General features: G+C 59.0%; 19 protein-coding genes and 1 pseudogene. 2 read left to right on the top strand and 18 right to left on the bottom strand.

Features of this window, described 5'->3' with window-relative positions:
• Window positions 1–35 precede the first annotated feature (35 nt).
• Window positions 36–530, top strand: coding sequence for an SRPBCC family protein (locus ACFY1P_RS08350; RefSeq protein ID WP_361521033.1), 495 nt, complete (start codon window positions 36–38; stop codon window positions 528–530).
• A gap of 29 nt (window positions 531–559) precedes the next feature.
• On the opposite strand, the pseudogene ACFY1P_RS08345 reads toward ACFY1P_RS08350, so the two are convergent.
• Window positions 560–1,129 (bottom strand): annotated as a pseudogene (locus ACFY1P_RS08345) (pyridoxal-phosphate dependent enzyme); the annotation flags it as partial.
• An 87-nt stretch (window positions 1,130–1,216) separates the two neighbouring features.
• On the opposite strand from ACFY1P_RS08345, the gene ACFY1P_RS08340 reads away from it, so the two are divergent.
• Entirely contained in the window at window positions 1,217–2,854 is a 1,638-nt protein-coding gene (locus ACFY1P_RS08340) for a recombinase family protein (RefSeq protein ID WP_390750146.1), read from the top strand.
• A 211-nt stretch (window positions 2,855–3,065) separates the two neighbouring features.
• On the opposite strand, the gene ACFY1P_RS08335 is transcribed toward ACFY1P_RS08340, so the two are convergent.
• The 17 genes from ACFY1P_RS08335 to ACFY1P_RS08255 form a co-directional block, all read right to left on the bottom strand.
• Window positions 3,066–3,425 (bottom strand): hypothetical protein, encoded by a 360-nt coding sequence (locus ACFY1P_RS08335; RefSeq protein ID WP_390750145.1) that lies wholly within the window; start codon window positions 3,423–3,425, stop codon window positions 3,066–3,068.
• A 93-nt stretch (window positions 3,426–3,518) separates the two neighbouring features.
• Window positions 3,519–3,728: a hypothetical protein gene (locus ACFY1P_RS08330; RefSeq protein WP_390750144.1), complete on the bottom strand. Its 210-nt coding sequence runs from the start codon at window positions 3,726–3,728 to the stop codon at window positions 3,519–3,521.
• Window positions 3,729–3,798: 70 nt separating this feature from the next.
• Entirely contained in the window at window positions 3,799–4,362 is a 564-nt protein-coding gene (locus tag ACFY1P_RS08325; protein WP_390750143.1) for a thymidine kinase, read from the bottom strand.
• Complete coding sequence (locus tag ACFY1P_RS08320) at window positions 4,355–4,540, bottom strand: hypothetical protein (RefSeq protein ID WP_390750142.1); 186 nt, start codon at window positions 4,538–4,540, stop codon at window positions 4,355–4,357. The genes ACFY1P_RS08325 and ACFY1P_RS08320 overlap by 8 nt, the downstream gene beginning before the upstream one ends.
• A 73-nt stretch (window positions 4,541–4,613) precedes the next feature.
• Window positions 4,614–4,868 carry a hypothetical protein gene (locus ACFY1P_RS08315; protein WP_390750141.1) on the bottom strand — a complete coding sequence of 85 codons (255 nt, stop codon included), beginning with the start codon at window positions 4,866–4,868 and terminating at the stop codon, window positions 4,614–4,616.
• Between the two features lie 22 nt (window positions 4,869–4,890).
• Complete coding sequence (locus ACFY1P_RS08310) at window positions 4,891–6,705, bottom strand: DNA polymerase (RefSeq protein WP_390750265.1); 1,815 nt, start codon at window positions 6,703–6,705, stop codon at window positions 4,891–4,893.
• Window positions 6,706–6,783: 78 nt separating this feature from the next.
• Window positions 6,784–7,011 carry a hypothetical protein gene (locus ACFY1P_RS08305; protein WP_390750140.1) on the bottom strand — a complete coding sequence of 76 codons (228 nt, stop codon included), beginning with the start codon at window positions 7,009–7,011 and terminating at the stop codon, window positions 6,784–6,786.
• 31 nt (window positions 7,012–7,042) lie between these two features.
• Window positions 7,043–7,237 (bottom strand): hypothetical protein, encoded by a 195-nt coding sequence (locus ACFY1P_RS08300; protein WP_390750139.1) that lies wholly within the window; start codon window positions 7,235–7,237, stop codon window positions 7,043–7,045.
• Window positions 7,238–7,319: 82 nt separating this feature from the next.
• Window positions 7,320–7,787, bottom strand: a complete 468-nt coding sequence (locus ACFY1P_RS08295) for a hypothetical protein (RefSeq protein ID WP_390750138.1) — start codon at window positions 7,785–7,787, stop codon at window positions 7,320–7,322.
• Between the two features lie 9 nt (window positions 7,788–7,796).
• Complete coding sequence (nrdJ, locus tag ACFY1P_RS08290; RefSeq protein WP_390750137.1) at window positions 7,797–9,824, bottom strand: ribonucleoside-triphosphate reductase, adenosylcobalamin-dependent; 2,028 nt, start codon at window positions 9,822–9,824, stop codon at window positions 7,797–7,799.
• 17 nt (window positions 9,825–9,841) lie between these two features.
• Window positions 9,842–10,096 (bottom strand): thioredoxin family protein, encoded by a 255-nt coding sequence (locus ACFY1P_RS08285; RefSeq protein WP_390750136.1) that lies wholly within the window; start codon window positions 10,094–10,096, stop codon window positions 9,842–9,844.
• Window positions 10,089–10,658 carry a hypothetical protein gene (locus ACFY1P_RS08280; RefSeq protein WP_390750135.1) on the bottom strand — a complete coding sequence of 190 codons (570 nt, stop codon included), beginning with the start codon at window positions 10,656–10,658 and terminating at the stop codon, window positions 10,089–10,091. Before ACFY1P_RS08280 ends, ACFY1P_RS08285 begins: the two co-directional genes overlap by 8 nt.
• An 8-nt stretch (window positions 10,659–10,666) precedes the next feature.
• Window positions 10,667–11,407: a ribonuclease H-like domain-containing protein gene (locus ACFY1P_RS08275; protein ID WP_390750134.1), complete on the bottom strand. Its 741-nt coding sequence runs from the start codon at window positions 11,405–11,407 to the stop codon at window positions 10,667–10,669.
• Window positions 11,404–11,742 (bottom strand): hypothetical protein, encoded by a 339-nt coding sequence (locus ACFY1P_RS08270; RefSeq protein WP_390750133.1) that lies wholly within the window; start codon window positions 11,740–11,742, stop codon window positions 11,404–11,406. The genes ACFY1P_RS08275 and ACFY1P_RS08270 overlap by 4 nt, the downstream gene beginning before the upstream one ends.
• A gap of 193 nt (window positions 11,743–11,935) precedes the next feature.
• Window positions 11,936–12,430, bottom strand: a complete 495-nt coding sequence (locus tag ACFY1P_RS08265; RefSeq protein ID WP_390750132.1) for a DUF3310 domain-containing protein — start codon at window positions 12,428–12,430, stop codon at window positions 11,936–11,938.
• Complete coding sequence (locus ACFY1P_RS08260) at window positions 12,430–13,032, bottom strand: toprim domain-containing protein (RefSeq protein ID WP_390750131.1); 603 nt, start codon at window positions 13,030–13,032, stop codon at window positions 12,430–12,432. The genes ACFY1P_RS08265 and ACFY1P_RS08260 overlap by 1 nt, the downstream gene beginning before the upstream one ends.
• Window positions 12,935–13,276, bottom strand: a complete 342-nt coding sequence (locus tag ACFY1P_RS08255) for a CHC2 zinc finger domain-containing protein (protein WP_390750130.1) — start codon at window positions 13,274–13,276, stop codon at window positions 12,935–12,937. Before ACFY1P_RS08255 ends, ACFY1P_RS08260 begins: the two co-directional genes overlap by 98 nt.
• Between the last annotated feature and the right edge of the window lies 1 nt (window position 13,277).

The following is a 13,277-nucleotide window of genomic DNA, read 5'->3' as shown; positions in this document are numbered from 1 at the left end:
GGCGCGGTTGGCCGGCCGATCCGATGGGGTGCTCGATGGCGCGCAGACTCCGCCCTGTGGGGCTCGACTTCGTGGAGACGGCACCGCTGCGGCTGGTGTTCGTCGCGCACATGGCGGCGGCGCCCGCCCAGGTCCATGCCGCGCTGGCGGAGGACGTGCCGGGCTGGGCGCGGTGGTTCCGTGCGGTGACGATGGCCCGGCCCGTGGAGCGGGCCGGCGGCAAGGGCCGCGAGGTCCGACTGCTGGGTGGTGCGCGCTTCCTGGAGACGGTCCTGGCCGAGGAGCCGTCCGGGCGCTACGCGTACCGCGTCGACGTCACGAACACGCCGGGTGTGCGGGCCATGGCGGAGGACTGGCAGTTGCTCGCGGTGGGCACGGGCACGGTCGTGCGGTGGACGGTGGCGGTGGACGGCTCCGCGCCTGTGCGCCTGGCGGTCGCGCTGGCGAGGCCGGGCGTCGGGCACGCGTTCCGTGACGCGGTGCGCTGTCTCGACCGGCGTCTCGCGGCGATGCACGGCCGTCGTTCCTGAACGCGGGCAGGGATCCCGGGGGCGGCCCTTCAGTCCGACCAGTGGCCGGAGCTCAGGAAGGTGTCGATGGCCCGGGCGTACGGAGCGATGTCCAGGCCCTGTTCGGCGAGCCAGGTGTCGGAGTAGTACTTGTCGAGGTAGCGCTCGCCGGGGTCGCAGATGAGGGTGACGATGCTGCCTTGCCGGCCCTGGTCCGCCATCTCGGCGACGATCTTGAGCGCGCTCCACAGCCCGGTGCCGGTGGAGCCGCCCGCCTTGCGGCCGATGGCCCGGTCGAGGGCGCGTACGGCGGCGACGCTGGCGGCGTCGGGGACCTTCATCATCCGGTCGATGGCTCCGGTCACGAAGCTCGGTTCCATGCGCGGCCGGCCGATGCCTTCGATGCGGGAGCCGCGGTCGCTGGTGGCGTGCGGGTCGTGGTTCCGCCAGCCGTCGAAGAAGCAGGAGTTCTCGGGGTCGGCGACGCACACGCGGGTGTCGTGCTGCATGTAGCGCACATAGCGGGCGATGGTCGCGGAGGTGCCGCCGGTGCCCGCGGTGGCGACGATCCAGGTGGGCACGGGGTGGCGTTCGAGGCGCAGCTGGCTGTAGACGGACTCCTCCATCTACGGCGGTGTAACTCCGTCACAGGCGGCTGCATCGTTGTAGATCGACTGCGCCGTCTACGGGTGTGTAACCTCCGGTGAATGGCCTCGAAGACCCAAGAGCGAATACTTGCTGCGCTGAACCCTGAGTGGACCGAATCCGAGCTGGCAGAACTCCGGCTGCATGAGGTTCGACAAGCAGCACTGCCGGACAACGCACCCCGAGTGATCATCTCGGTACGCCTATCCCTGCTCACGGAAGACACCACCTCCCCCGCCCGGCAGGAGCTAGACCAGCGTGGCGAGTGCGACAAGCGCGGATGGCGCGTCGTCGCAGTAGTCAAGGATCTCAACGTCAGTGCTTCCAAGCTGGCCCCTTGGAAGCGAAAGGCACTGGCCCCCTGGCTCACTGACCGACTTCCGGAATACGACATCCTGATGTTCTGGAAGCTGGACCGCCTTATCCGGCGCCGCCAGGATCTCACCTACATGATCAAGTGGGCGGAAGACCACGACAAGAAGTTGGTCTCCTTCTCCGAGCCCAAACTTATGGACATGGCGGGTACAGGAGATCCCATCCTGGACCTGATCAATGAGGCCATTCGAGAGTTCATGGCCCTCATGGCCAACATTGAGGCCGCCAACACTTCCAAGCGTGTGGGCGCCGCATACCGACACCACCAGATGAACTCAGACAGGAACCAGTCTCAGCCGGTCTTCGGATACGACTCGGTTAGAGGCGAGGATGGCATCCCCCGCCGGGTGCTCAACGAGCGAGAGACCAAGGCCGTACGGTGGGCAGCCAGGAGACGAATAGAAGGCGCGGGACCTACCCGATTGGTTAAGACACTCCGCCGAGCAGGCTTCCGAGGAAAGAGCGGAGGAACCCTTACTGAGACCTCCCTTCGCTTCATCCTCAGAAACCCCGCCCTTACCGGCCACCGAACCACAGTCAAGCCAGGCACAAGACATGAGATGGAATACCTCCTCACCCCAGAAGGTGAGAAGATCAAGATAGCTGAACCGGTACTCGAAGAAGAGCTGTTCAAGAAGCTTCAAGAAGTCATGGATAGCCAGGCCAAGCCGAAGCAGAGGTTTGACGACCGAGGCACCTTCTTCCGGGAAACCCTTATCTGCCCTGACTGCACCCGGTCCATTGTCGCAGCACGATTCCGAAAGCTGGCGGCCGACGGGAATCCCAAACCCACACTCCTCAGGTGCACCGGATGCAAGAAGAAGCCGATGCCGAAGGCAGAGGAAATCTACGCCGAGGTAATCAAGAGGACGCTCGCAGCTATCGGCACCTGGGAAGTACAGGAGCGCATCTACTACAAGGCCGACAAGATCCGAGAAGAGGCCAAGCTACTCCAGGAGCAGGTTGCCTATTACGTCTCCGGACTGGAGCCGGGTGGACTTCTCACGAGAACCGAACCCATCAAGGTCATGTCGGAGGAAAGGCTTAACACTCTCATGATGAAGCTTGAGAATCTTCCCCCGGAGGCACTTAGGGACCGATGGGAGGTGAAGGGTACCGGCCGCACATACTCCGAGGAGTACGCAGAGAGGGGCATAGAGGGACTTGAAGAAGCCCTGGAGAGAGGCGGCATCAAGGTGCACCTCCACAGGGAATATGGAGCCAACCGGAACGAAAAGATAATTAAGATGAAGGTGCTCCTCCCGAAGGATCTTCGGAGTCGATTGGTCATCAAGCCAAACCCCTTCGAGGGATTCCCCTCCTAAAACACAAAAAGCCCCCCGGCTTCTGCCGGGGGGCTTTGTTTACGACTAGTCAAGGATGTCAGGAGTGTAGGGGTACTCGTTACCTTCATCATCCACAACCACAACTTCAACGATCAGATCCACAACGAACCGCCTCCCCACGACACAAGTAACTGAACAAACAAAACCCCCGGCCGAGGCCGGGGGTCTCTCTATCTGATTGGGTGTGCGTCTAGAGCTCGGACGCGATGAACCGGGAGGGGGTCTCGTACCACTCCCGCGAGACCTCGCACCTCTCTACGACGCGTACCGCAAGGGTCTTCCCGTTGTCATCACGACGGGCCGACGCCCGGATGTACTGGTAGTCAGTCCCTCCCACGAACCCCCTGTCGATCCACGCCTCCCAGGTCTCACACAAGAAGCCTGTGAGCCTCGTGACGGCCTCCCCAACCTCATCGATGGAAGTGACCGTCTCAAGGATCTGCACCGGCTTGTTCACGCCCCGCATGACAGGAAGGCCATGCCACTCATCCGGAGCGCTGGCGTAAGCCCCCTCGAACCCGTAAATCACCCGTATGTCACTACTACCCATGAAGAACAGGTTACTCGACGGTAAAGGGGGAGAAAACTCGATTACGCACGGTAGATCACCGACGACAACCCACGACACAAGTAAATGAAGAAACTAAACTTTGGCCGCCACTCGGATGAGGCCGTTCTCAAAGAGGTCTTCGTAGCAGTCGTCGCAGACGTCCACGAGGTTTCCATCCCGAAGCTCCTCGGACATCACCTCTCCCGACGGAACCAGCATGCCGCAGCCACCACACGCGGCAACGACGTTCATCGGCTCAACCTCGTAGTAGTCATCATCGAAGTGGTTATCCAGCGCGATCACAGTTCTTGTCCCTTGTCTCTGTCGGTCTCGTTGATCTGCCTCATGAGCGCCATGAGGTCTTCTGCACTGCTCACGCCAGGCCCGCCCTGTGGTGCGCTCGACACAGGCTCCGGTACTCCAGGTCCCCGATCTCGACCTGATCCCCCAAGAAGACCATCACGCCATCCTTCACGCGGGCCGTGTGTGACGCTCTACGGCCGCACCAGCAGAGAGTCTTGACGGGAAGCCCCTCCACCCGGTCGGCAAGCTCCAGGAGGCGCCTGGAGCCCTCGAAGAGGCGTCCCTGAAAGTCGGTGCGCAGACCGAAGGCGTAAGCATCGACACCAAGCCCGTCAACGAGATCAGCCATGTGATTGACCTGCTTCTCACTGTAGAACTGCACCTCATCGCAGATGATGTATGGGATTCGCCGGAAAGCACGGTGAAGCCATGAGACGTAGTCGTACAGGTCGATAGAAGGAGACACCTCACCTGCCGGAGCCTTCAAGCCCACACGAGAGGTGATGACGCCGTGTCCGCCACGGTCCTTCTTGGTGAAGAGGAGGCCATCACCTCCCAGAGAGTGATGCATCTGAAGGGCGAGGGCTGACTTGCCCTGATTCATCTGCCCAAGGAACGCCACCAGTTCAGACATAGATAATCTTCCGCCTCTTAGCTTGGGACACTATCTTCTCCCCGAGAGTTCCTAGGGCTTCCTGGTGGTACTCGTCGTACCCCCAGCCCCCGTTCAGATCTCCATGCCGGTCCTTGTCCCACCATTCTTCAAGCATGTCGTAGAGGACGGATACTTCAAGGTCGGTCAGCTCGTCCATTCTTCCTCCTCGTCGCCCCATGGGATGTCTTCAATCCAGTGGTCGCCAGGGCATTCCTGGTCTCCTGCGCGGCTCACGCCTTCTCCGCCTTCTTGGTTCGGTATTCACGGATCAGGGTCACGATCCAGAGGACGGACCAGAAGCCCTGAACGACCGGGAAGGCCAGGCCAAGGGAAAGGCCGACAAAGAAGAAGCTCAGGTTGGCAAAGATATTGAGAATGCAGGCAACCCAACCGGTCGGCTTGATGACGCCAAGCCCAAGAGCCAGGACGCCCCATCCGAAGGTGCAGAGTTCGGCAACAAGGCCGATGATTTCAGCCGTGGTCAAGGGTGTACTCCTTCTTCATTCATCAGTGCTTGGTGTGCTCCAGCTCGTACAGCGACCCCCACGACCTACCACCAATCTCAGGGTCGGTGGGGATTTCAAGCCCCTTGATGGTTTCCGCCATGAGTTCAGCAGTCATCTTGGCTGCCTTCAGCCTGTGCGCATAGGGCACCGAAAAGACCACCTCGTCATGAATCGGCAAGCGCATGTACTTAGTCAGGCCAGCTTCGTGCATCCGTACCAGGGCTCGACAGGTGATATCCCGGGAACCACTCTGGATGAAATAGTTCAGGGCCGAGTATTCACGGCCACGGTCCACGTAGAGGCGACGACCGGAAGCGGTGGTGATGTAACCGTTCCTACGCGCCTCCTGGGTCAGCTTGTCGGCAAGCTTCTTGACTCCCGGATACGTCTTCCAGAAGCCTTCTACAGCGGCCTTGGCCTCCTCCTCTCCGACACCGGCCTGTTCGTGTACTGCCTTCCACCCTCCGCCAAAGACGACACAGAAGTTAGTCGTCTTGCCAGCCTTGCGGCTCACCCCGGCAGCGTCCGCCGTGAGCTGGTGAAGGTCGTCACCATCCCGGAATGCCGCCAACATGGTTGGGTCCTGGCTGTGTGCCGCCAAAAACCGAAGCTCCATATTGCTGTAGTCGGTGGACACAATCACATGCCCTTCGTCGGCCACAAAGCAGTTCCTAACCTCAGCATCATTACCCGGGAGAGTCTGAGCCGGGATACCAGTGATACTCATCCGAGCCGTTCGCGCCTGGATGCTATTGATATTTGCGAAACAACGGTCATCCCTGTCCCGCTGCCCCAAGAACTTGTCCACCCATGTCTGACGACGTTTCCGGGCCGACTTGGCACGGTCAATAGAGTGGGCAAGCAGCTTCAGCATGTCGGAGGATCGCTTATCGCCCATGACCCGCTCAAGGAGAGAGCCGTCTACCTTCAGCTTGCCTGTCTTGGTCCGGTCAAAGTTATCGATCGGATAGCCCAGAAAGATCAGGGCATTGGCACACTGGTCCGTACTCCAAGGATTCTCACACTGGAGATCCCTGCAAATCTGCGTGTACTCCAGCTCTTCAAGGTGAAGCCTCTCAGACAGGGCCTTTGTGTACTCGACATCGAGGAGGAAGCCGGTCCGGCTCATGTAAGAGCAGATTTCGGCAACCTTGTGCTCGAAGCGAATGAGCTTCCGTGCTGACACGGGGACCAGGGGACCGAGCTTCTTGGCCAGGCGGTATGTGAGTACAGGATCCATACCGGCGTAGGTCAGATAGCCGCCATGCCACACGTCGATAGTCTCGAAGACCTTTGCCTTGGTGGTCTTCATGGAACGAGCAAGCTCCGCCATAGAGCCTTTGATCTTGTCGGCAACATCATTGCCTATGTAGCACCGCGTCAGGTCTTCGAGGCTGTGACCGGACCCGCCCTCTTTGCGGGCTCGACTATCAACAAGATGCCCAAGGATCTTGCTGTCCGTGACCTTCGGCCAGATGTCTTCCATGTTCAGTTCTGTCTGAGAATCCAATACCAGAAGGTCATAGGGGGCGTTCTGGAAGGCCAGCTTGTCTAGGAACCTGATAGCCCCCACAGCGGCATCCCAGAGGTCTTCCGAGACCTCCACAGGAACCACATAGGCCGTGCTGTGATTGCCGAACTGGACTGTGCGGAGCCGAAAGGATTCGCTCCACCAATCAAGGCCGGTGGTTTCCGTATCGCAACCGAGTCCAGCCTTGTTGGCCTTGACCCACTTCACAAACTCCGGGATGTCCGAAGCATCTTCCAAGACGTTGATCTCAACGGCATCCCCGGCAACCTTCAGGGCCGGGCACATGCGGATCACTGGGCACCCTCCTTTCGGGGCATGAGAAAGGGGCCACCGACGTGGCCCCTGATCTCAGTGCAGTCAGATCTATTCAGCGCCAAACATGGTGCGAGTCCAGAAGTCCGCAGCCATACCCTCCGCCATCTCGAAGGAGAAACCCTTACTGATGGCATACAGTTTGATCTTTTCGGCGGCCTCCACCACCTTCAGGGCAAGTTCCACGCCCTCATTAAGGGCTGCCTTGGTCGGGTCTACACCCATCTCCCCCAGCATCTTGGCGAAGGCTTCAGGGTCCGGAAGCTCGTTGTCCTTCATGAGGCTCCTTACTCGGTTTCGGTTGCGGCCTTCAGATGCCACCAGTAGTGGCATCCAGGTTGGAATAGAGGAGACCAAGGATGTCGGACAGCTTGCCGCGCTCTTCGAGCGTCAGGGAACTGGCCGGGGCGTTGAATGCCTCCTGGATGGCCTTCTGGACTGCATTGGTCTCGCCCTCATCCAGGGCGATGTGAACAGTGGTGGTGCGCTCAACCTTGACCTGCATGAAAACTCCAGTGGATAGGTGCCGGGGAGGCTGGCACTCCCAACCTCCCCACGACACAAGTTACTTCTCAAATAAAAAGGGCTTACTTGCCCCGCTTGAAAGAGCCGTCCTTCTGGCGCCACAGCGGCTCGCACTGTGCGGACTTGTCCGGGGCGGAACAGAACTTCGCGGCCCACGAGCCCTTGTCCACCAGCTTCCGGCCGTGCGGACAGTCGTCGCCACTCTCCGGCGATGCGGTCTGGGCGGCCTTGGCGGCCGGACGCGAAGCGGGGGCCTTGGAGGGCGAGTCGAAGAGGCCGGAGACGTGACTACCGGCCTTGGCCACCATCTCAAGAAGACCGGCCTCCTGGGCCTCCTTGATGCGGGTCTTGGCGGTCTCTGCGTCGCCAGCTCGAACCACGACCCACGGGGCGTCATAACCCCCGCCGTACTTCAGGGTGATAGTGAACGCTTCGGCGTCGGCAACATGCATAGGGTTCTCCTTGTTGGGGGTCTCTACTACGGGGCGGGAGTTCGACTCCCACGGGTTATCGGTAGCGAAGGGGTCCATCTCTACTCCTTAGATCGGGCAAGCACCGGAAGCGCAAGCCTCATCAAATCCGGTGTCGGTGACTTCCTCACGGTCAGCCACCATCTGTTCGTACTCGGCCTTGGTAAGCGGCTCATAGGGGCTCTGGGGGCGACTCAGGACCGGAAACACGGTCGTGCCCTTCAGGAGCGGAAGATAGCCCTTCAGGTGCTCGACTATCTCATCCTGGCTGTACTTCTCAGGGTCAACGTTCACCGTGTACGACACCGCATTGTCGGCGAAGTGCGTTTGGTAAGCGGCCTGCATATTCAGCATATCACTCAGAGTTAGATCCTGCTGAGAGATAACCATGTCTTCCGAGTATGCCTCATCACACAGGGGGTCCTTGGTGGGAATCTCGACTACCGATGTATTCGCCGCGTACTGACAAGGCTCGACCTTGTATCCCTTGGCCTTGTACTCCTCAACCTGCTTCACCTCTGTCGGGTCAACGTCAGAGAAGCGGATACGGCGGAGGAAGTACTTGGAGAAGGGGGCATGGATACCCTCGCCGGATACACCAGCCAGCTTGCTGATAGATCCTGTGGGGGCAACCGTCGTCAGCTTGACCGGCGTCGGGATTCGGAGCCAGTGGGAGTACGAGATTGCCTCATCCTCCACCTGTACGTACAGGGCGTTAAGGAATCCATGGAACGTCGGATCAGTACTGGCCTCCCGATAGCCCAGACCCCGCTTGGCCAGGAAGTCAGCCAGGCCAAGATGCCCCAGTCCAATACGCCGGTTGCGGTCGATGATCTGCCGAGACTTCGGGTCAGAGACATCAGCGTGCGTCGCACGGATCAGGTATCGGGTCATAAGCCGATGGGCTTCAAGGATCTCCTCCAAATCGCTGTCAGCAAACTGTGCAAGGTTCACGTGGCCAAGACAGCACGGCTCCCAAGGGTTAAGTGTGATCTCCCCGCAAGGGTTGGTTGCATAGATCCCGTCAGGCTCACCTTCGGCACTGTAGGAGGAGTTCCAGATACCTGGTTCTCCGTTCTCCAGGACCCCCTTCGCAATCTCCCGGAGGATCGGCATGGAAGGCGAGGACATCTTGGGGAGCAGGTCTATGAAGTCCTGGTCAATCTCCACAGAGATGTTCGTAGTCCAATGCTTGGTGAAGTCCTTCTTGCAGTGGATGAACTCCTTGATCAGAGGATCACGCCAGTGCATGACTGCCATGCGGGCGGAGCGACGAACACCACCCGACACGATGCACTGTGCGATCTCGTGGTCAATCTCCATGGCTGCCAGGCCGTGAAGAGGGAAGTCCAGAGAGGCGGACAGGATCTCACCAACGTTCACCATCATCTGAGCGAACGGCAGAGGACCGGAAGCCGTACCGCCAAACTTGCGGAGGGATGCACCCTTCTCGCGGACTCGGGATACGTCATAGACGCGGTTACGATGCTCAGCCCCGTTGTGGGCCGTGTCTATGAGATCCCCCAAGGCCGCAGCCCAGCCCTCTCGGGAGTCCTCTACCGGGTAGGCGCCAGCCCACTCGTAGTGATACTCCGTCGAGATCAGACCCGCCTCAACCATGTCCAGGTAATCCGGATGGTCCGGACGGCAAACAATGTGGACCTTCGGAGGAAGCTTCACTGGGGGCATCTCCTTGAGATACCGATCCGAGTAGTTAGCGCCAACTCCCCCACCCTCAGCCAGCCGAAGCATAGTGAAGGTGTAGTGCTCGGAAGGGGCCTCCGGCACCCAACCAGAAGTCCAACAGTTATTGATGGCGAAGTTGTTAACGCCCGTGGACTTCAGATGTCGGCCTGCCGGAACAAGCTTGAAGTTGAGGATGTGATCCATCAGCTTCTCACGCTCGTCGGACTCGTGGAACTTCGCGTCCACCATGGCAAGGTTGCCATCAACGACGCGAGCAACAGTCTCTTCCCAGGATTCCTTCAGGCCATCCGGCCGGGTGCGGCTATAGGTCCGCAGGTACACAGTCTCGGCAGTCTCGTTGCGAAAGTTGGTCATGCGTTCCTTCCCTTGGCTACATATCCATTCTAGCACGCTTCCCACGTCACAAGTTATGACGCAAACGAATGAAGGATGTTAGCCAGCTCACCCTTATCCGTAGCCCCCATGAGCCGGTAGACCTCCTCTCCGTCCTTCTCGATAATCAGCGTTGGTACGGCCGTGATGCCGTACTGAGCCACTGCTTCGGGGGTGCGAGACACGTCCATGACCCGAAGGGGCATGTCTCCGACGACTTCCGCCACGACGGGAAGGAAGGTTCGGCAAGGGCCACATGTGGGCGACTTGAACAGGATGATCTCAGGCATAGTCGTAGTCCTTCTGTGCAGGGTCAAGCTCGGAGGTCTTCTTAGCGATCCCACGGTTTACAAGAGTGGTGAGCCTCTTCACCGCGTCATAGCTCATCTTGCGCTCATACTCGGACATCTCCTCGTTCATCACGAACTTCTTGAACAGGATCACCTGATAGTCATCCTTGAGCTTATGAAAGGCGGAGGTTACATCCACCCGTGCAATGAGCTTCGAATCGTTGATGGAGCAATGAGAAAGGTCATCCTTCTTCATCATCGTGGACGCCTCCTCAGCAGTGAGGCTCTTCAGTACCGTCCGGATCTCCTCGGGTGTGTACCAGTACACCGAATAGAACATGTCCTGGTAGTCACGTTCCTTGCAGGCAACGCGCGTGGACAGTCGCTTGAACATGTTGTAGATCATGCCGGGATTATCGGCAAGGATCTCCTTGTTCTCGTAGGCCCACAGTAGGCATTCCTGCTTCAGGTCATCCGCCTCCACCACCCGCCATTCGCGAGCAACGGCCTTACCGGCACGGCCAGCGATCTCCGCAATCTGTTCCCAGTCCAGAACCTTCATTGATTCCCCTACTTAATATCAGTGATCTCGGTAGCGTCGAGACGCTTGTTTCCGCGACTCCACTTACCGCAGTCGGCACAGCGGTACCGCTGATAGACCGACATGGACGTGTAAGCCTTGCCTTGCATCTTCAGTTCAGGCCCACCACAGTTCGGGCAGACAAGCTCATCACTCTCGCTGTAGAGGCGATGATTCGGATGGGAGGGAATCCAGGGCATCAGCTTGTCGTAGACCCGCTCGGTAATCACAACGTCCTGCATGTTGTACTTCCGCATCAGGGCCCAAGCCTTCTCGTCCCCAGAGAGACAGTCCACCCAAAGCTGATGACCCGTGTGGGGCGTCTTCCCGCCCACTCCAAGCTTCTGTGCCACATAGTCCAGCTTGTTGGTAGGGAAGCGAAACTGGCGCTTCACCACCTTCAGAAGGTCCACCTGAGCGAATGGCGCGGGCGGCTCCATGTCAGCCTCAAGGAACTCCCGATTGAGGTGGGGAATGTCGAAGCGCTGACCATTGAAGTGAACGACCACATCGGCCTCAGAGAGGAGCTTGTGAGCCGCCTCCAGCATTGCCGCCTTGCCGTGCTGCTTGACGCTGAAGAACATGACCTGCTTCTTGTCATGCCACTTGGCGGCAAAGCACAGCACCTCACCGGACTCAATGAGCTGAGAGAGACCGACGTTCGTATTCCACAGAGACCAGACGTGAGCCAAGTTCGGCGAGGTCTCCAAATCCAGAGTAAGTACCTTCACTTAAGAATCCCCTCCACTCGACCATCCTTGTAGTGAACGAAGCCTTCGTAGCCCTTCATCCACTTGTGTGAGTACTCCTGGTCAAGGTATTCACCTGCGGGCTCACCGTAGATCGACGGAATCTCGTCTCCATCACCACCCCACAGTTCTGACCATCGATCCCCACAGCATGAGCAATCGCCCTGACCGTCGAAGTACAGGCCAATCCCAGTGGCTATAGAGTTGGCCTCCTCGTAGCAGTCAGCCTCAACGATGACAAAGCATGAGATGCCTGCGCGCTCGTCATAGTCGAAACCTCCACCACTGTTGTTCTGCCTGTAGGTGAAGAACGGCACTATGCGCTACCTTCCCGGTCGTTCATGTCGGCCTTCTTGAGATATACGGCTACATCCTTGGCGATCTGCTCAGACCTCCAGGTGCCAAGATGCCAGCCCTGGCCTGCCGGATTGATTCGGGTCACCATGAACCCCTCACCGAGATAGTCAGGTGAGACCTGGTATCGAAAATCCACTACCTTGACTGCCCGAGTCACTTTGCAGCCTCCCAGCGCTCAATCTCCATCTCAATGTTCTTGATGGCCTTGCGAAGGTCCTGCACGGCGTCTCCCTTCAGGCCCGCCCGCCACAAATACTTGATGGCTGACCCGACAAAGAAGGGGAAGGCGCCCACGATCTCCTTGCACTCAATCCCGCTGGGGTGAGAGGTGTAGTGCGAGGGGTGCTCCACCTGGTCACCCTTGGGCGGGGTAGGCCCGCTCTGCTTCGAGAAGTAAGCAACCTCGTCGGGGAACACGTACCTCACAGAGAGGCCCTTTATCCCCGGATAGTCAAGCTCAAGCTCTGTCTCATGAAAACACCACGTGTCCATATCCTTGGACTCATTAACCTCCACCTCGTAAGGGAAGACAGTGTCGGGGTGGACGGCGACGACCATCCCAGTAAGGCCCTTGTAGATGCCGGAGGTGATCCTTACGTGATCCCCGTCGGTGAACTTCTCGTTGTAGTCATACTCGAAGGTTTCCATCAGAGTCCAATCAAATTACGGACGGCGTCACGGCCTGAAGAAAGGTAGAGGGAGTTCACATCATGCCCGTTAGGCATCGGGATGACCTTCGCGTTTGGAAGCTGACTGGCTACCTTGTCCGCGAACTCTATTCCCTGTCCCGCGTCGTCACTGTCGGCGAGAATGAAGACGGTTTCGTATCCGAGGAAGGCAGGGGCGAAATGTTCTCGCCATCCCGAGACTCCTGCCACTCCGACAGCGGGTATCCCGCATGCCACAGCAGCAAGAGCGTCCATCTCTCCTTCAGTGATTGCCACATAGGGGCTCCCTCCAATAAGAGCCTTGGTGTTGTAGAGGCGGGGCCGGTCTCCGGGAAGGCTGTAGTACTTCCCATGACCCGCATCCTTGCAGGAATGGTCTTCAATGCACCGGAACCTGATGGTTGCCGTGTACTTGGCGCCAGCGGGGCGGAGGTAGGGAATAGCCAGCATCCCTCGCGCCCTCTCATGGCCAGGAATAGGGTTCTCAACGAATCCCAGAGCGAAAGGTTCTCCGTCCAGTCCGCGTCTTGCTATGTACTCCTCTGCCGGACTGCCGGTGTACGCCTCCGCGTACCTCTTCATCGCCTGTGCCGTATCGCTGCCGGGCTTCACTGAAAGGGATACCTTCCTGGGCTTGGATGATGTCGTAGCTGTCGCCCGACATGCCGCAGGCGAAGCACTTGAAGCGGTTCTGCTTGGGGTGGACGGAAGCGCTCGCATTCCGTTCCCCATGGAAGGCGCATCGCACCTTCACCCATCGATCTGCATCGGGTATCGCGTCGAACCCGTACGACTCAAGGACTTCCCGAATGCTTGGCTTGCTCATG

The sequence above is a fragment of the Streptomyces sp. NPDC001407 genome, assembly GCF_042895325.1.
Lineage (GTDB): Bacteria > Actinomycetota > Actinomycetes > Streptomycetales > Streptomycetaceae > Streptomyces.
This window is presented reverse-complemented; position numbering and strand designations above follow the sequence as displayed.